At 64.3% G+C, this 18,235-nt stretch carries 14 protein-coding genes; 12 read left to right on the top strand and 2 right to left on the bottom strand.

Annotation, left to right across the window (positions count from 1 at the left end):
• Window positions 1-62 precede the first annotated feature (62 nt).
• The 11 genes from PX52LOC_RS03545 to PX52LOC_RS03495 all read left to right on the top strand — a co-directional run bounded on the left by PX52LOC_RS03545 (window position 63) and on the right by PX52LOC_RS03495 (window position 9,627).
• Entirely contained in the window at window positions 63-1,784 is a 1,722-nt protein-coding gene (locus tag PX52LOC_RS03545) for a hypothetical protein (RefSeq protein ID WP_149108792.1), read from the top strand.
• 273 nt (window positions 1,785-2,057) lie between these two features.
• Window positions 2,058-2,519 (top strand): hypothetical protein, encoded by a 462-nt coding sequence (locus tag PX52LOC_RS03540; RefSeq protein ID WP_149108791.1) that lies wholly within the window; start codon window positions 2,058-2,060, stop codon window positions 2,517-2,519.
• Between the two features lie 58 nt (window positions 2,520-2,577).
• Window positions 2,578-3,719 (top strand): IS630 family transposase gene (locus tag PX52LOC_RS03535; protein ID WP_390635889.1). Its coding sequence is split into 2 segments (ribosomal slippage): window positions 2,578-3,016 and window positions 3,016-3,719, totalling 1,143 coding nucleotides; the frame shifts between segments, so codons are not numbered across the junction.
• A gap of 58 nt (window positions 3,720-3,777) precedes the next feature.
• Entirely contained in the window at window positions 3,778-4,449 is a 672-nt protein-coding gene (locus PX52LOC_RS03530) for an SOS response-associated peptidase (protein WP_149108789.1), read from the top strand.
• 31 nt (window positions 4,450-4,480) lie between these two features.
• Window positions 4,481-4,804, top strand: a complete 324-nt coding sequence (locus PX52LOC_RS03525; RefSeq protein ID WP_149108788.1) for a hypothetical protein — start codon at window positions 4,481-4,483, stop codon at window positions 4,802-4,804.
• Between the two features lie 272 nt (window positions 4,805-5,076).
• Window positions 5,077-5,562: a magnesium chelatase subunit ChlI family protein gene (locus PX52LOC_RS03520; protein ID WP_261345054.1), complete on the top strand. Its 486-nt coding sequence runs from the start codon at window positions 5,077-5,079 to the stop codon at window positions 5,560-5,562.
• An 11-nt stretch (window positions 5,563-5,573) separates the two neighbouring features.
• Complete coding sequence (locus tag PX52LOC_RS03515) at window positions 5,574-6,557, top strand: AAA family ATPase (RefSeq protein WP_149108787.1); 984 nt, start codon at window positions 5,574-5,576, stop codon at window positions 6,555-6,557.
• 104 nt (window positions 6,558-6,661) lie between these two features.
• On the top strand, window positions 6,662-6,931 hold the full coding sequence (locus PX52LOC_RS03510; protein WP_149108786.1) for a hypothetical protein: 270 nt from the start codon (window positions 6,662-6,664) through the stop codon (window positions 6,929-6,931).
• Window positions 6,932-7,010: 79 nt separating this feature from the next.
• Window positions 7,011-7,289, top strand: a complete 279-nt coding sequence (locus tag PX52LOC_RS03505; protein WP_149108785.1) for a hypothetical protein — start codon at window positions 7,011-7,013, stop codon at window positions 7,287-7,289.
• 48 nt (window positions 7,290-7,337) lie between these two features.
• Window positions 7,338-8,717, top strand: coding sequence for a DUF58 domain-containing protein (locus tag PX52LOC_RS03500; protein WP_149108784.1), 1,380 nt, complete (start codon window positions 7,338-7,340; stop codon window positions 8,715-8,717).
• Between the two features lie 28 nt (window positions 8,718-8,745).
• Complete coding sequence (locus PX52LOC_RS03495; RefSeq protein ID WP_246173642.1) at window positions 8,746-9,627, top strand: UbiA family prenyltransferase; 882 nt, start codon at window positions 8,746-8,748, stop codon at window positions 9,625-9,627.
• Here the strand turns inward: PX52LOC_RS03495 and fhcD are convergent, their stop codons facing one another.
• The gene (gene fhcD / locus PX52LOC_RS03490) at window positions 9,628-10,539 is read right to left on the bottom strand and encodes a formylmethanofuran--tetrahydromethanopterin N-formyltransferase (protein ID WP_149108783.1); all 912 of its coding nucleotides are present in this window, start codon (window positions 10,537-10,539) and stop codon (window positions 9,628-9,630) included.
• A 130-nt stretch (window positions 10,540-10,669) separates the two neighbouring features.
• Here fhcD and PX52LOC_RS03485 point away from each other — a divergent pair, with 130 nt between their 5' ends.
• On the top strand, window positions 10,670-11,869 hold the full coding sequence (locus PX52LOC_RS03485) for a molybdopterin molybdotransferase MoeA (protein WP_149108782.1): 1,200 nt from the start codon (window positions 10,670-10,672) through the stop codon (window positions 11,867-11,869).
• Window positions 11,870-11,956: 87 nt separating this feature from the next.
• Here PX52LOC_RS03485 and PX52LOC_RS03480 read toward each other — a convergent pair whose 3' ends face one another.
• On the bottom strand, window positions 11,957-18,076 hold the full coding sequence (locus PX52LOC_RS03480) for an SdrD B-like domain-containing protein (RefSeq protein WP_149108781.1): 6,120 nt from the start codon (window positions 18,074-18,076) through the stop codon (window positions 11,957-11,959).
• Window positions 18,077-18,235: the final 159 nt, after the last annotated feature.

Below are 18,235 nucleotides of genomic sequence, written 5' to 3'. Positions count from 1 at the left end.
CCAGAGAGCAACAGAAGGCGAGGCACAGAACAACAAGCGACAAGAGAAATACGGGACAAATCATGTTGCAGATATTAACTGGCAGATTCTTTGAGGGAGAAGGAAAGCTTGAGCAACAGCCCACAGAGGCGATTTTATACTCCAATTGGATGTGTTGCGGAACCATCAAAACTCCAGTCGGCGAACTCCGAAGGACTCATTATGGAGAAGGTCTAGTATCGAGCTATGTCTTCCACTACGTCAACAAGTACGAGCGTGCCAGCGACAAAGATCCGATGGTACTAGCTCATTCCGACGAAGCTGTTGACCACTTTCGATACTTATGCTGCGTATGGAACAGGGCCATCTTTCACCCCAACAGGGCAATTGTAGAATCACTGGCAAACCAAGGCACTCGTTATGTGGACCGATTTCTTGACCGGCGAATTGACGCCGCTGGTGAGGATCGGGATGCGTTCGGCAAATTCGTGGCTGACGTAACATCACTTCCAAGGGGCAAGTATCTCAAAGTCATCGCTTGCGTTCGGGCATTCTCTGATTCTATAGAAGCGATTCAGGCTAATTTTGACGTGGCTTATTCAATGCTGGTATACATGCTGGAGGCGATGGGCAAGGTATCAGATGACAAGCATACGCCAAATTGGGATGACTACGAGGAAGGGCAGAGGCGGAAACTCGATAGTGTATTCACAAGGGTAGATTACAATGTTGCTGGTGAAATCAAATCCATACTAACAAATACACAACACTTAAAACTGTCGAAACGATTCTCGGAATTCGTCATCAAGCACGTCCGGGATACCTTTTATACCGATGAGGCCAAGGGCCGGAATTGGGCGATACGAAAGAGCGAACTCCCTCGCCTACTGAAGAACGCCTACACATCAAGGTCAGGCTATGTACATGATCTGGAAGAAGCCCTTGAGGATGTTCGATTCAATTGCAGCGACTCAGTCACCGATACGATTCGATTCGGGCATGATGTGTACCTGAGTTATTCTGGCCTTGTCCGACTTGCCAGGCATGTACTGATATCGTTCGTGTCTTCATCTTTGAAACTTGAGCGTGAAGAGGTAAATTGGCGGTCGCAGCTTCCGGGCATGATGATGGCCGAAATGTCTCCAGAATATTGGATATGGCGGCACGAGGGTTTCTCTCAGGAACATGCCAAGCATCGTTTTGGCGGAGTTGCCCTGTACTTCATGGAACTTCTAACCAAACCGACCGCCACAATGATTACGCTCCGGCCACTAATGGATCAGCTTGATAGCCAGCTAGACAAAGCCAAGGCATCAAATAAGCCAGCCATAATCGCAATGCTATGGCTGTACAATATGCACATCGTCCAAAGTCATGCCACGCCAAATTGGAAAGAAAGGATTCATAGTGCAATTGATGCAGATGCAACTTGTCGAATTGAGTATCTCGCCGTGATCGCACTAGTGCAAGGGCGGCTTTCATTCGACGGCATCGCTACCGAACAAGCATACCGGGAGTATCAACAACACAGATACAAGCCTTCATCCGTGAGTCTTCCGCCAAGATTGGAAGTCGCTGTCCTTTGCTACGCTGCCAATGTCTACCTGGAAGAGTCAAAGCACGATGATTACAAACGACTTGTAGACGAGGCAATCACAGACATGGCGGGAATCGGCGATGTTCAATCGACCCTTGCAACTGCGAGAGATGCAAACCTTTTGGTAGATATTGCAACTATGCTCGGCCAACCTGCCCGTCCGAGCGCTTCAGAAGCTCCGACAGCCAAAGCAAATTCATCCGAATAGAGTCTTACTTGTTGATTGCCCTTCACCAACATCTTTGGACGAGGGCGAACGTCGATGCCGAATAGGGCAGCATTCCGGTTGTATCGACCGGAACGGTCGAGATCACACAGAGGAAGGGACCAGAACGGTAGACCGACTAGTGGCTTGTCACGCTTTGTTCGGCGGAAGGGTAAGTAGCCGTCGTGGAGGTGGGCGCGATAAGCTGATACCCGCATCAGGGATGCCGTACCCCCTTTGACCACGAGAGCATAAATGGCGAGTGCAGCGAGGGCCATGGCCGCGATCGCCGCGGCGATCGCGATCGTCCTCCCTACGCCCGGCTGCGGGGCTCGTTCGGGCCCGACCACGTACCAAGTTGCTCGGTCCGATGACGGGCGGTGCGAGTGCGAGGTCATCGAATACGTCGACGCGAAGGACTACGGCATGATGCTGGACCTTCGGATCGCCATGGACGGCCGGGAGGTGCTGGGCCGCTCGTACCTCGGGAATAAGCCTTGGGTCGGGAGTACGAGGCAATTCGTCGTCGGCCGGGTGGGGGCGTTCTACTGCCTGTCCGTGGCCGGGCACCCAGGGTACGCGCTCGCCGCCACGGACGCGACCACAGGGGCGGTCTGGTTCCAGTCCACTGACGAGCCCAGCCGTTCCATTGACGACACCTTCGCGGCCACCCCCTCGTGGCCGAAGCTGACCGACCTCAACTGGATGAACGCCTTCGTCCTTGCCGCGGGTCGGTAATCGGCGTGAAATGAACCGGCCCCGCCCCGCGCCCTTGCTCCCCGGTAGGATGCCCGCCATGCCATGCAAGCGATACGTCGTGACCCTCACCGGCGAGGAGCGCGGGCGTCTGGACGCGCTGACTCGGGCCGGAAAGCGGTCCGCCCGGACCGTCACACGGGCCCGCATCCTGCTTTTGACAGACCAGACGGAAGGCGGGCCAGGGTGGGAGGACCGGCGGGTGGCCGAGGCCCTCGGGTGCGGGCACCGAACGGTCGAACGGATTCGGGAGCGGTTCGTCACCGAGGGCATCGACGCCGCTCTCGCCACCCGGGCCCGGACTGCCCCGCCCCGACCGCCGGTCCTCGACGGGGCCGCCGAAGCGCGGCTGGTCGCACTGGCGTGTTCGGCAACACCGGACGGCCGCAAGGCGTGGACCCTGCGGATGCTCGCCGACAAGCTGGTCGAGTTGGAGGTGGTGACCGCCGTGTCGTATGAAACGGTCCGGCGGACGCTGAAAAAAATGAGCTGAAGCCGCACCTGCGGGAGCAGTGGTGCCTGCCGGGCGGGCCGTCGGGCGAGTTCGTGGCGCGGATGGAGGACGTACTCGACGTGTACCACCGCCCGTACGACGAGGATCGCCCGCTCATCTGCATCGACGAGCAGCCGAAGCAGTTGGTGAGCGAGACCCGGGTGCCGCTCCCGCCCCGGCCCGGCTTACCGGCCCGGTACGACTACGAGTACAAGCGGGAGGGCGTGGCCAACCTGTTCATGCTGTTCCAGCCGCTGCTCGGCTGGCGGTACGTCATGCCGACCGAGCGGCGGACGGCCAAGGACTTCGCCGAGGTGCTCCGGTGGCTGGCCGAGGACCTGTACCCGGATGCCGATCGCCTGGTGCTGGTCACCGACAATCTGAACACCCACTCGACCGCCTGCCTGTACGAGGCGTTCGACCCGGTCCGGGCGCGGCGGATCGCCGAGCGGCTGGAGTGGCACTACACGCCCAAGCATGGGTCGTGGCTGAACATGGCCGAGATCGAGTTCGCCGCCCTGTCGAAGCAATGCCTGGACCGCCGGATCGGGACGATGGCCCGGCTCCGCAAGGAGGTGGCCGCCTGGGAGGAGGAGCGGAACGAGCAGATGGTCGGAGTGAACTGGCGGTTCACCACGCCCGACGCACGGGTCAAACTCCGCTCACTTTATCCGTCAATCAAAGCGTGACGGCCTACTAGGCCGCATACGTTCAGAATGAAAGGGGAGTTCATCGAGGGTTCCGAACTTGTGCGGACGATACGCCTTCAACGCCGACCCAAATGAAGTGAAACGCCTCTTCGGTAACGTCATGTTGCCGGAAGTTCTCGAAGCACGCTACAACGTCGCACCGAGGCAGAAGGTTCCGACCGTATTGGGTTCAGCGGACGGCACAGAGTGTCGGTTCGGGTTCATCACTTGGGGCTTGCTGCCGTCATGGGCCGACACTTCCGAACACAAAATCCGACCGATCAACGCTAGAGATGACAAGGTTCACTCGTCGGGTATGTTTCGTCAGGCGTTCGCCAAACGTCGTTGCCTACTTCCGGCAACAGGTTTCTATGAGTGGCAGCAGAACACGATGCCGAAACAGCCTTTTCACGTCGCCATGCGGGATCGACGGCTTTTTGCAATGGCGGGACTATGGGAATGCTGGAAGGACGGCACGACGAAGATATTCACCTGCTGCTCTATCACGACGGAACCGAACGACGTACTCAGGCCGTTTCACGACCGAATGCCCGTCATCGTCCGCCCGGAGAACTTCACGGAATGGCTCGCCGCCGAAACGTCGGAAAAACGACTGCGGGAACTTCTGAAGCCGTACCCAGCTTCAGAGATGGAAGCCTTTCCGGTTAGTGGCCACGTTAGCAAAGTCACAAACGAGGGACCGAAGTGCTTGGAACCGCTCGCCGCATGACGCCGGACAGCGACCAATGGGAGATAGAAAAATGACCGATCAGGAATGGGTGTTAGACCAGATTGGCCGCTTCCGGCTCAACTTCAAGACGTATGTTCTCGACGTTGCCCAAGCGTTGGCATGTGACTTCCAATCCGAAGGCCGGTTGCATACATCGGGTTTTTTCATCTTGGCAGGGGTCACGAGCTACTTCGAGGGCGTAGGTCAGCACTTGTTGGGGAATGAGCGAAACAACAACGAAGAGTTTGTGACCACTTTCAAAGACGCTTTCGATTTTGGTGGAAGCACCGATGAAGTGGCAAAGATGTTCAAACAGTACGTTCGCAATGGTTTGCCGATAACGAACGCGGCCTGAACGGTCTTGCCGTCCAAGTTCAACGCGGCCCCGACCGTGATCGTGTCGAGTTCGATGTCAACGGGCGCTGTCGCCAGAGCAACGGTTAGGAGTAGTGGCATCATGACGAAGATTAGAACAGATGCGACGAACGACCGCAACAGTTGCCCCTGTTCGTTTCGAGATTGCTGCTACCGAAAGCCCTTGATTTCGTAGTTCTCTGATGTGATCAGTTGGCGTATCATCCCTGAACCTGAAGTCGGTAGCGAAGAGGCTAACAAGGAAATGAAACAGTGGGTTATCCCTGTGGATACTTGGGGGATCCAAAACATCAGTGTAAGTGTTCTCCAATGGCGGTGGAAAAGTATCTCGGCCGCCTCAGCGGGCCACTCCTCGACCGCATCGACTTGCACCTCGAAGTGCCGAGCGTGCCGTATGAGGAGCTGTCAAAGCTGACCGACGGCACGAGCAGCCGCACGATGCGCGAGTCGGTGGACAAGGCGCGGGCGGTGCAAGCGGAACGCTTCGGCCGCGCGGGCGGCGTGAACAGCCGGATGACGCCGCGGGAGATGCGGAAGTACGCCGTGCCCGACGCCGGCGGCCGCAGCCTGCTGCAAACGGCGATGGACTCGCTCGGCCTCTCGGCCCGCGCCCACGACCGCATCCTGCGGGTGGCCCGCACCATCGCGGACCTTGAGGGCAGCGAGAACCTGTCCGAAGGCCATATCTCGGAAGCGATCAACTACCGCACCCTGGACCGGAAACTCTGGGAACGCTGAAAGAGGCACGCATGGGCATCGACGTGGCGGCGATGGCAGCGAAGGTCGTCGCGAACATGGAGAAGGTCATCATCGGCAAGCGGCCGCAGTTGGCATTGGCCTTGGCCGCGTACCTGTGCGAGGGGCACATCCTCCTCGAAGACGTGCCCGGCGTCGCGAAAACCATGTTCGCCCGTGCCCTCGCCCGCAGCGTGAGCGCCAGCTTCAAGCGGCTACAGTGTACGCCGGACCTGCTGCCGACCGACGTGACCGGCGTGAGCATCTTCAACCAGAAGACACAGGAGTTCGAGTTCCGGCCCGGTCCCGTGTTCGCGCAGACGCTGCTGGCCGACGAAATCAACCGGGCCACGCCGCGGACGCAGGCCGCACTGCTGGAAGCGATGGCCGAGCGACGGGTCAGCGCCGACGGACAGACCTACGTCCTCAAGCCGCCGTTCCTGGTGATCGCCACGCAGAACCCCGTCGATCAGGAGGGCACCTTCCCGCTGCCGGAGGCGCAGCTCGACCGCTTCCTCGTCAAGTTGTCGCTCGGCTACCCGAGCTTCGAGGAAGAAACGAAGATGCTGGGCATCTTGCAGCGGAAGCACCCCATCGACGACCTGCAACCGGTGGTGACGGCCGACCAGTGGATCGCCTGCCAGGACGCAGTTCGCGAAGTGCACCTCGACGCGAAATTGGTGAAGTACATCCTCGACATCGTCCACGGCAGCCGGGAGAACGAGGACGTGCTGCTCGGCGGCAGCCCGCGGGCGTCGATCGCGCTGTTCCGGTGTTCGCAAGCGCTGGCGGCGATCCAGGGCCGCGACTTTGTGATCCCCGACGACGTGAAGCGGATGGCCCAGCCGGTGTTGGGCCACCGCCTGATCCTGCGACCCGAGAGCCGCCTGCGGAAGAAGACGCCGGCCGCCGTGGTGACGGAGATCGTGAGCGACGCGCGGGTGCCGACCGTGGACCGCGACCGCGACGTGCCCGCGGGGAAGAACTATTTCGGGTGACTGGCGAGCCGAGCGGCGTAAGCCGCCGGGTGAGTCGCAACATCCCTCACCCGGCGGCTTACGCCGCTCGGCTCGCCGGGTATAACTATGCTGGGGGGTGGGGCATGACGAAGTTCCCGTTCCCGACGTTCGGGGAATTTCTCTCGTACCTGCGCTCGTTGGGGTTCACTACAGACGAACGATATGAATATGGCGTGATCTGCCGGCACGCGGAATCGGGTTGCCGACTGTCTTACCAGGATCGCAAACTGACCGATCCGATGCTTTACATGAACCTCGCATCCGCGCACCACCACTTGACTGGCCGAGGTATCATCGACGACGTGTCGCTGCTCGACTTTCTGGCGACGTTCGTGCCGGAGAAGACTGGGTGATGTCCGCACGAATAGTACTGGGCTATTGACGGGTGGAATGGTAACTAACAGCGGGAGAACGTATGAAGCGAGGCCGCTAATGTTTTTGCTCATTCAAAGGTTATTCAGTTTCCTGCCGGCAATCGTGGCGGGTTTGTTCATCGCCACGGTTGGGGGTTTTCTCGTCAAGATGGCGGTGGATGACGCCCCGAAAAGTGGGCCGTCGTTCGGTGAACTTGCCCCAGGAATTGCGGCTCTGACTGTGGGAGGCATCCTTCTACTCGCAGTGGGGTTCGCTACGCGGAACAGTTGGAAGCAGTTTCGCACGCCAAAACCGACCACGGAAGGCCCGGTCCGTGGTGACAAGAACCGTTCGTGACGGGCTACGCGGTCGGAAGCATCGCATCTTATCCCATACACTTCCCCCATGCGTTGGTTCCTCGGCATCTTCGTTCTTCTCGGCGTCGCGCTCGCGCTGCAAGCGGGCCTCGTCGCGTTCGCGGGGTACGTGCTGCTCGGCGTGTTCCTGCTCAGCCGATACCTCGCGAAGTCGTGGATCACCGACCTCGCGGCCGAGCGGACGGTGGACACGGCCCCGCGCGAGATCGGCGACAGCACGGACGTGCGCGTCGTCGTACGGAACGGCGGCAAACTGCTCGTGCCGTGGGTGCTGGTCGAAGACTTGCTCACCGAGGCGGCGATCCTGCAACGCCGCGTCAGCGTGAAGGGCGGGCGACTGCGGGTGCTGTTCATCAGGGCCGGCGGCAAGGCCGAGGTGAAGTTCAAACTCACGTTCCTGATGCGCGGCTACTACCAGATCGGGCCGCTGTTCGCCGAAACGGGCGACGTGTTCGGCCTTCACCGTCGGCACCGCGTCTTCACCGACCCGGCGTTCGTGCTGGTCTACCCGAAGGTTCTGCCGATCACGAAGTTCGACTTTTCCTCCACGCGGCCGATCGGCGAAATCCGGCTGGCGAACATGCTCTTTGAAGACCCGACACGGACGGCCGGCGTGCGGCCGTACCAGATGGGCGACCCGCTCCAGCGGGTTCACTGGCGGGCGACGGCCCGCACCGGGCAACTGCACAGCCGCGTCTACGAGCCGACCTCGCTGGCCGGGGCGACGATCTTGCTCGACTTCCACCGGGACGGCTACTTCAAGCGCGGCGAACCGGTCCGCAGCGAGTTGGCGATCATCACGGCCGTCTCGATCGCGAACGCGGTGACAATGCTGAACCAGCAGATCGGCGTGGCCAGCAACGGCCGCGATGCCACGGACCGCATTCGCGAGGAGGCGCTGAAGGAACACCCGAACCACGAGCAGCCGCCGGAGGAAGAGTTTGCCAATCGGTACGACGCGCGGGCACACTTCGAACAGAAGGACCAGAACGACCGCCTGCGGCCGGTGATCGTCGAGACGCGGCGCGGGTACGATCAGTTTCAGAAGATTCGCGAAACGCTGGCCCGGCTGGAACTGACCGACGGGACGCCGTTCGCCGGGTTCGCGCTGGAGATGGGCCAGCGCATCCCGCGGGACGCGACCGTGATCGCGATTCTGCCGCAAGTGCCGATCGAGACTTCGGTGGCACTCGGTCAATTGAAGAAACGGGGCTACGCAGTGTCGGCGGTGCTGATCGGCATGGCCGACGACGGCAGCGATACGCGGGCGGTGGCGGCCGGCCGGCTGATGGCCGAAGGCATCCGCGACGTGCGGTACGTGAACGCCGAGCAAGACGTGATGGCCCTCGGCGACCGCAACGCGGTGCCGACGCCGGCCGAGTACGGCGTGAGCGTGGAGTTGGCGTGAACGGGTGACACGGTGAAGGGGTGAACGGGTGAAGGGGAAACTGCTGGCCTACGCGCAACTGTTGCGCATCCCGAACGTCTTCACGGCGTTCGCCGACATCGCGATGGCCGCGTGCGCGGCGGGGTACGTCGCGGATCGGCCGGACGTGTTCGCGGTGCTGCTGCTCGCATCGGGCTGCCTCTACTGCGGCGGCATGGTGTGGAACGACTTCTTCGACCGCGGCGAGGACGCGAAGGCTCGCCCGTTCCGGCCGATCCCGTCGGGCCGGGTTCCCGTTCGCGTGGCCTTACTCCTCGGCCTCACGCTCATGGCGGGTGGCGTGGCCTTGACCCTGTTCGTGCCGACAGCATTCCCAATCGCACTGGCCATCGTCGCGGCGGTCGTGCTGTACGATGCTTGGCTGAAGCACACGCCGTTCGGGCCGGTGGCGATGGGCACGTGCCGGTTCCTGAATATCCTGCTCGGCCTCTCCGGGGCGGGCGGTGACGTGCTGGCGCTGCCGAGCCTGCACCTCGCGGCGACGACCGGCCTGTACATCGTCGGCGTCACGTGGTTCGCCCGCACGGAAGAGGGGCAGTCGAACCGCCGGCAGTTGATCCTCGCCGCGGTCGTGATGCTCGCGGCGCTGGGGCTGGCCGTCACCGTGCCGACGCACCGGCTACCGGGCACGACGCCAATTTACTTCCCGTACTTGGTCGTCGCGTTCGGCGTGCTGGTCGGCGTGAAGGTCGTGGCGGCGATTCAGCAACCGGGGCCGAAGGAAGTGCAGGCGGCGGTGAAGCGATCGATCCTCGGCCTGGTCGCACTCGACGCGGTGCTGGCGACGGCGTTCGTCGGGGCGTGGGGGTTGCTCATCCTGTTGCTCTACCTGCCGGCCCGGTGGTTGGGCCGGTGGGTGTACTCGACGTGATTACGCCCCGGCCGCCTTCGGGAGCAGGTACACGAAACTCTTGCCGAGGCGACCGCCGTAGTTGCCGGCCGAGATGCGGAGAAGGTCGGGCACGTCCTTCGCTGCCGCGATAGCGACCTGCGTGGCGGCGCTGATCGTCGCCAGGTCCGGGCCGTTGATGATGATCTCTTGCACGCTCGCCACGCCCTCTGGCAGTCGCGTCGTCACGCCGGGCTTGTTCCGTAGCGTCGGGCAGAACTCGGCGTAGGTACTGGCGATGGTGAACTTGTACTTGCTGCCGGCCTTCGACCCGCTCGACGCGACGCCGCCGGGAAACGGCAAACTGACCGGGTTGCCGGACGCCCGCACCGCGTCGGCCGACCGCTTCGCCGCGTCGAGGGCCGCTTCGGGCGTGCCGCCCATGAACCAGAGGTTGCCGCCCATCAGCCCTTCGGCCCAGCCGAAGCGTCGCTCGATGACGAACTCGCCGCTGAGGATCGGGATGACCCGCACGCGGCGGCCGAACCGCTCGTCCTTGAACTGGTGGCCGTCGCCGAAGTACGACACCTTCCGCCCGAGGGGGAACCACTTTTCCTCTGCCGGCAGCATGTTGAAGCACGCCGTCGTCGGGCAGGTTAGCACGTTCTGGCTCACGCGAACGAGCAGCGCCCGTTCGAGCTTCTGTTCGCGTTCCTTCCAGAACCGCGGCACGTGAAACTGCAACACGACACCCGGCCGGCCGTCGGGCGTGTCCTTCGCGTCCACGGACCGGCTCACGGCCGCCTCGCAGTCGCAGAGGATCGACGACGACGCATTCCCGGTGGCGTGGCGGGCGGCCGTGTCCAGCCAGTGGGCGTCGGCGGCCGTGACCAGGATTTCGGCGAAGATGGAGCGAAAGGCTTCGGCGTAGGTGTCGTCGATGACGGCCGGCATGGGTTCCCTCCGGGCGAATGGTGAGGGACGTTATACCGACTCCCGCCGTTCGTGTTAGACGCGAACCGTGCCGGCGGTATCCCGGAATCATAACGTGACTGGACCCCGCCGCCCGAAGAGAACCCACCTGATGCTCGAAGTTTCCGCGGCCCGCGAGATCGTCCTCCGGCACGCCAAGCGGCTGAAGGCCGATTTCACCGCCCTCATGTCGTCATCGCTCGGTCAGGTCATTGCGGCCGACGTTGCCAGCGACGTCGATTCGCCGCCGTTCGACAAGTCGCTCATGGACGGCTACGCGGTGCGGGCTGCGGACGTTTCGCCGACTGCCGAGTTGACGGTGGTCGAGGAAATCCCGGCGGGGAAGATGCCGACGAAGACCGTCGGGCCGGGCGAGGCGGTGCGGCTGTTCACCGGCGCGCCGATCCCGCCGGGGGCCGACGCCGTCGTGATGCGAGAGAAGACCGATTCGCCGTCGGCCGACCGCGTGGTGATTCGCGAAGTCCCGACCGCCGGGCAGTTCATCCTGCGGCAAGCGACCGAGATGAAGGTCGGCGAGACGGTCATCCCGGCCGGCACGGTGCTGACGCCGGCGACGTTCGGCCTGCTTGCGAGCGTGGGCAAGACCACGGTGCCGGCGTACCCGCAGCCGAAGGTCGCGGTGGTGGCGACCGGCGACGAACTCGTCGAGCCGAACCGCCGGCCGAAGCCGGGGCAGATCCGCAACAGCAACGGCCCGATGCTGACGGCTCAGGTCGCGCTCGCCGGCGGGTTGCCGCGGTACATCGGCATCGCCACCGACCGCGAGGACGTGCTGCGGTCGTACATCGCCGAGGGGCTGGAGATCGCGAACGTCCTCATCCTGGCGGGCGGCGTGTCGGCCGGTGACTTCGACCTCGTGCCGAAGGTGCTGAAAGACTGCGGCGTGACGGCTCACTTCCACCACGTGAAGATGAAGCCGGGCAAGCCGCTGCTGTTCGGCACGAAGGGCGACAAACTCGTCTTCGGCCTGCCGGGGAACCCGGTGAGTTCGTTCGTGGGATTTGAACTGTTCGTGAAGCCGGCCCTCCGCGTGATGGGCGGGCACATCGACCCACCGACGGCGACGCAGAAGCTAACCCTGAGTGAACCGTTCGCGGCGAACAACAACCGGCCCACGTACCACCCGGCGAAGCGCGACGGCGACGGTGTGCGGGGGCTGAAGTGGTTCGGCTCGCCGGACCTGCGGGCGATGCTGGACGCGGATGCCTTCCTGGTGCTGCCGCCGGGCGAGGTGAACTACGCGGCGGGGGCGGTGGTCGAAGTGCTGCCGATTAATCGAACCGCGTCGTAAGGCCGACCGACCACGAGAGGCGGAACGAGAAGGGGCGGGAGTCGTTTCGCGACTCCCGCCCCTTCTGCGTTACGTTGACCCGCCGTCTTACCCGACGTAAATCCCGCCGGTCGTGTCGATCGGGAAGAAGTCGTCGATGACGCCGAGGCCGTTGGCGTTGAAGACGATCGTCTCGGCCTGGCGGCCCGCACCGGAGCCGACGACGATGTCGGACCGGCCGTCGCCGTTGACGTCCTGGGCGGCCACCCGCGTACCGCCGGTGAAGCTCGTGTCGAAGGCGAAGTAGCTGGCCATGACCGCCAACGACTGGCCGTTGAACACCATGACCCGCGGCCCGCCGCCGGCCTCGGCCCCGGCGATGATGTCCGGCTTGCCGTCGCCGTCGAAGTCGCCGACCGCGAGGTTCACGCCGCCGGTGAAGGTCGACTCGAACGGGACGAAGTCGGTCAGGATGTTGCCGACGTTCGTGCCGTCGAACACGCGGATGCGGGTCGGCACGCCGGCCCCGGTCGAGGCCACGATGTCGGCCTTGCCGTCGCCGTTGAAGTCGCCCAGCGCGATGCGGGTGCCGCCGCGCTGGTTCGGGTCGAAGGCGAAGAAGTTGTTCAGCACCGACCCGTCGGCCCCGCTGAACGTCGTGATCCGCGGCCCGCCGCCGACCTCGGCCCCGACGACGATGTCGGCCTTGCCGTCGCCGTCGATGTCCCCGGCCGCCACAAAGATGCCGCCGCGGAAGGTCGGTTCGAAGGCGAAGAAGTCGCGGATGAGGGCTCCGGTCGCCCCGCTGTAGACCTTGATCCGCGGGCCGCCGCCGATGCCCGTGCCGGTGATGATGTCGTCGACGCCGTCACCGTCCACGTCGCCCTGAGCCACGCGGACGCCGCCGGTGAAGCTGTTCTCGTACACCGAGAAGTTGTACCGCTCGACGCCGGCCGAGTAGTCGAACACGCGGACCGTCGGCAGGCTGCCCGCCCCGCCCGCGGTGATGATGAACCGCGGGTTGGCCGTGTTCAGTGGGTTGCTGAACGACGGGGCGGTCGGGCCGCTGATGATCGGCGGCGGAGAGGTCGGCGGGACCGTGACCACTTGGTTCGGCGACGAGCCGAGGAAGTCCGTCTTGGACGGCTCGCCCGGCGGGGGCGAAACCGGCGGCGGCGGGGACGGCGGGACGACGATCGGGGGCGTCGGCAGGACTTCGCCGAAGTTGTACTCCAGGCCGAAGTCGTTCGGGGCGAGCGTCACCGTCAGCACGTCGTTGGACGGCGACGTGCCGCCGAGGCTGCCGGGCGTGTCCAGGCCGTCGATGAACGCCGGCGGTTGCGTTTCGTAGATCGTGTACGCGCCGGCCGGCAGGCTGAGGAACTGGTAGTACCCGTTGGCGTCCGTTTTGGTCGTGCCGACCGTGTTGCCGTTGGCGTCCTTGATCGTGATCGTGACGCCCGAGATGCCGGACTCGCCGTTCGCGGGCTGCCGGATCCCGTTGGGCTGGAACGTGTCGCGGTAGACGTAGCCCGACACGTTGGCGGGCGGGATGATCGGCGGCGGCGGTGGCGGCGGGACGATGTTGTCCGTCAAGCCGAAGTCCTGGCGGATGTTACCTGTCCCGCCCACGTCCGGGTTGTCCCCGAACGCGAGCAGCGTGACCGGCTTCGCCCGGATGACCGTGCCGCCGGCCAGGGTGTTCCCCTTGTCCTCACTGTCGTTCGCGTTGTCCGGCAGCACCCCGCCGGGGGCGACTTCATACGGCCCGGTGAAGGAGTTCGGCGTGCCCGTCGAACTCGTCTTGTCGGCCGGCCGGTCGATCTCGACCGAGTACGTGCCGGGCAAGAGGTTCGTGAACAGGTAGTTCCCGTTCGCGTCGGTCGTCGTGCTGGCAATGACGCTCAGGCTCGCGTTCAGCAGGCGGACGGGGATGTTCGCGATCCCCGTCTCGCCGGCGTCGAGCTTGCCGTTGTTGTTCACGTCGTACCAGACCTGGTTCCCGATCGACAGGAGCGGGAACAGGCCGAAGTCTTGCCGCAGGTTCGCCAGGCCGCCGTTGTCCGGGTTCGTGCCCGGCACGCCGAGGACGATCGGCGGAGCCTGGATGATCGCGCCGGCGGCCGTGCCGTGGTCCTCGTTGTTGTTGTTCGTCTGCGGGGCCGGCTCGTAGACGCTGTTCGGGCCGGTGCTGCTGGCGAAGCCCGCCGGGGTTTCGATCTGCACCGAGTACGTGCCGGTCGCCAGACCCGTGAACAGGTAGTTGCCGGTCGCACTGGTCGTCGTCGTGGCCACGATCGCGCCGGTGGCATCGAGCAACTTGACTACCACGTTCGGGACGCCGGTTTCGCCGGAGTCGAACTTGCCGTTGTTGTTCGTATCCTTCCAGACGAAGTCGCCGATGGAGAGCGGGCGGAACAGGCCGAAGTCTTGCCGCAGGTTCGCCAACCCGCTGTTGTCCGGGTTGTCGCTCGACCCCGGGCCGCCCAGGGTGACCACCGATTGGACGAAGTTGCCGCCGATCGACGTGCCGTGGTCGGAGTTGTCGACGTTCGTTTGCGGGGCCGGTTCGAACGGTCCGCTCGTGGCGTTCGTCGGCACCCCCGTGCTGCTCACGTAGCCGGCCGGGGCCGTGACGCGGATGATGTACTGCCCGCCCGCCAGGTTGGTGAACAGGTAGTTGCCGTTCGCGTCGGTGGTCGTCGTCGCCAGTTGGGCGCCGCTGCCGTCGAAGAGGGTGACGGGCACGCCCGCCAGCGGCGACTCGCCGGCGTCGAGGACGCCGTTGTTGTTCGCGTCTTCCCACACGAAGTTGCCGACGCTCACCGGTTGGAACAGGCCGAAGTCCTGCCGCAGGTTTGCGAAACCGCCGTCGTCCGGGTTCGCGCCGGGGGCGTTCAGGATGAACGGGGCGGTCTGCACGAACGCGCCGTTGGTCGTGCCGTGGTCTTCGTTGTCCTGGATGCCGGTCACGCCCGGTTCGTACGGCCCGGTCAGGGAGCCGTTCTGCCCGGTGCTGCTGCGGTAGCCCGTCGGGGCGAGGACGCGGACCGAGTAGGTGCCGGTCCCCAACCGGGTGAACAGGTAGTTCCCGTTCGCGTCGGTCGTGGTGCTGGCCAGCACGTTGCCGGCCGCGTCGAGCAAATCAACCGGGGCGTTCACCACCGGGGACTCGCCCGCGTCGAACCGGCCGTTGTTGTTGCCGTCGATCCAGACGAAGTTCCCGACCGACTGAAGGCGGTAGAGGCCGAAGTCGACGTTGAAGTTGGCGTTGTTGGCCCCTTGCCCGTTGCTGTCCGGGTTGGCCAGGTCGCCGGGGTTCGCCAGGGCGACGACGGCCGCCCGGATCCGACCGTTCGCCTGGGCCGTGCCGTGGTCCTGGTTGTTCAGGTTTCCGACCACGCCCGGCTCGAACGGCCCGGTCAGGCTGCCGTTCTTCCCGCTGCTGGAGGCGAAGTTCGCCGGCGGGATGATTTCGACGATGTAACTGCCGGCCCGGAGGCTGTCGAACTGGTAGCCGCCGGTCGCGGTCGTCTGCTGGGTGGCGAGAAGCGTCGTGCCGTCGGCGGCGTACAGGTTCACGGTGACGTTGCCGATGCCGGCCTCGCCGTTGTCGAAGACGCCGTTGTTGTTCGCGTCGTTCCACACGAAGTTGCCGATGGATACCAGCGGCTGGTCGACGATGCCGATGTCGAACGTGTGGTCGGCCTGCCCGGCGACGCCGGTGGTGACGTTGACGACGAGGCCCGCGGCGGTGCTGACGGCGTTCGAATCGATCGAGCCGTTCGTCCCGGCGTTGGCGACGGTGGCTTCCTTGCGGGCCAGGGCCGCCTGGCCGCCCGGCACCCGCACCTGGTATTGCGTGCTCGGCGCCAGCGGCAGGTTCATGACGCGGCTGCTCGTCGTCGTGCCGGCCACGGACGAGAAGTAGTAGTTCCCGTTCGCGTCGGTCGTCGCCGAACCGAGGAGCACGTCGTCGGCGGTGCCGAACTGGCCGTCGTTCCCGGCCGCGTACAGGTTGAGTTGCAGACCCGAGACGGCCGCCTCGCCGGCGTCCTGGATGCCGTTGCGGTTGGTGTCGTTCCAGACGTAGTTGCCGATTTCCACCGGGGCCTGGCCGCCGATGGCGATCAGGTCGCCGACGCCGTTGGCCTTGCCGAACGTCTGCGCACCGGGCGAGATCGGGGTGCTGTAGATCTGGTACTGCTTGATCGTGGCCCCGGTCGTGTTGTCGTACCAGCGGAAGCCGCCAGTGTTCACCACGCCGGCTTGCCGCACGGGGTCGAAGGCCGTCGAGATGAGCGTGTTCGTGCCGGGGATTTGCAGCACACCGCCGGCGCTGACCTCGTCGTGCTCGGTGGCCACGCCGACGGGGGGCTGCGTCGGGTCGCGGGGCAGGTCGTCCTGGTAGTAGAACTCGCCGCCGCCGGGGCCTTGGCCGGTGTTCTGCGGGGCACCGCCCACGCCGGCCGGGCTGCGGCCGTTCATTTCCAGCGTCCAGCCCGAGAACGTCTGAGCAGGGTTGGCCTGCACCGCGTCAAGGTTGCCCGGCGTGTTGATGAACGCACGGAGCGTGTCGCCGGCCGTGATGCCGAAGAAATTGAAGGCGTTCGGGTTCATCGGGTCTTCGGCCGTCAGGCGGCCGAACTGGTCGCCGGCCCGGTCGCGGATGCCGAGGACGATGTTGCCGGACGTGTCGAACGACAGACCCGTGAGCCACGGCTGCGGGTAGTCGGCGCGGCCGATGGCCTCGGGCTGGTTCGGCACGGTCTTGATCGTCGGCGACCACGGGTTCCATTCCGCCGGGTCGGGTGGGGCGATCCCGCTGGCGTAGTGGTTGTCTTGCTCGCCGCCCATGTGCGTGTGGCCGCGGTCGTAGTTCAGATCGACCGTCAGGACCGCTTCGGTGGTCGTCGATTGCCGGGCGGCGTTGACGAACGTGCCCTTCACCGGGTCGAACGCGAAGACGTAAGCCTTCAGGTCGTTTCGGTTCTGGGTGCTTTCGGCCGAGTTGACCGCCCCGACGTAGATCAACCCGCGGTAGTATTCGACGGCGAACGGCCGCAGATCGCCGAGCGGGTTCGCGGCCGTGCGGCCGGTGACCGTGGCCGGGATCGGAATGTCGAACCGCTGGACGGTCGAGGTGTTCAGTGCGCCGCTCGTCGGCAGCGAGTACAGCCGCCGGTCGCCGAGGGCGATCGTGTACAGTTTGGTGTTGTCGGCGTTGTTCGTCAGGCCGCCGAGGGAGATTTTGCCGACCGCGTCCCACCCGAGGTCACGGGTCACGCCGTTCACGTCGGTGAACCGCACGAGGCCGTCCCGGGCCCACGATTCGACGTCGGTGTAATTGCGGTTGAACGCCACCGGGTTGTTGGCGGCATCGCGGAACACGTCATTCATGTTCCCGGCGGGGAAGTCGCCGTAGATGCTGTTGAGGTCGGCGTAGACGCTCGCCGTCGTGCCGGTCAGGCCGGTCTGATAGATCGCGCCCGCACCGCCCGGCCCGAGGCCGCTGTGCCGCTTCAGGAAGGCGGAGGCGTACAGCTTGCCACTGGTGGCGTCGTAGGCCAGGCCCCACGTCGTGCCGACCTGGTCCTGGTGGACGGCGAGGTCGTGGGTCGTCGGGTTGATGTAGTTCGTGAGGTTCGTGTCGCCGTCGGCCGAACCGGCCGAACTGGCGGTGCTGAGGATGACGCCCGTGTTCGGGTTCTCGTCGTTGGCCGTGCTCCCGCCGAAGACGTACACGCTGGTGACGAGCGTCGGGTTGGCGACGCTATAGTCTTCCGGCCGGACCAGGGCGAGGTTCACGTTGGCCGCGTTGGCATCGACGAACTGCACGGCCGAGTTGTTACTCAGCCCGCTCGGGCCGAAGAACACGCCCGTCGGCAGACCCGTGAACTCGATCCGCAGTTGGCCGTTCTTGCTCGGGGTCAGCGTGTACGAACCGTTCGACCCCGAGATGGCAGTGCCGACGACCGTGTTCGTCGAGTCGTAGGCCGTGACGGTGATGCCCGCGAGGCCGTGATCGTTGGCCGTGGGGAGTGTGCCGGTGCCGTTGTTCGCGATCGTCCCGCCGGTATCGAACACGCCGTTCGCGTTGTAATCCTGAAACACGATCCCGGTGACGGCAGGCGTGGAACGATCTTCGAGGTGGTCCAATTGGAGGACGGGCTTCTGCAACAACTTCCTTGTACGCCGTTGCAGGATCTTGTCAGGTGTCAACGCCATGGTGCGGGTGCCTCAAATTGGGGGTGTCAGATCAAAAGCAGCAGGACTTCCATATCAGCGGCATGGGCACAGACTCCAAGTGACACTCCCGGCGGTGCTTCTAGTCACTTATCGGGCCGCGGCTCTCGCTGCTTTTGAAATTCGTGAAAATCGTGATTT

The organism is Limnoglobus roseus (genome assembly GCF_008254045.1).
Lineage (GTDB): Bacteria > Planctomycetota > Planctomycetia > Gemmatales > Gemmataceae > Limnoglobus > Limnoglobus roseus.
The sequence above is the reverse complement of the archived record's forward strand: the minus strand, read 5'-3'. Positions and strand labels throughout refer to the sequence as shown.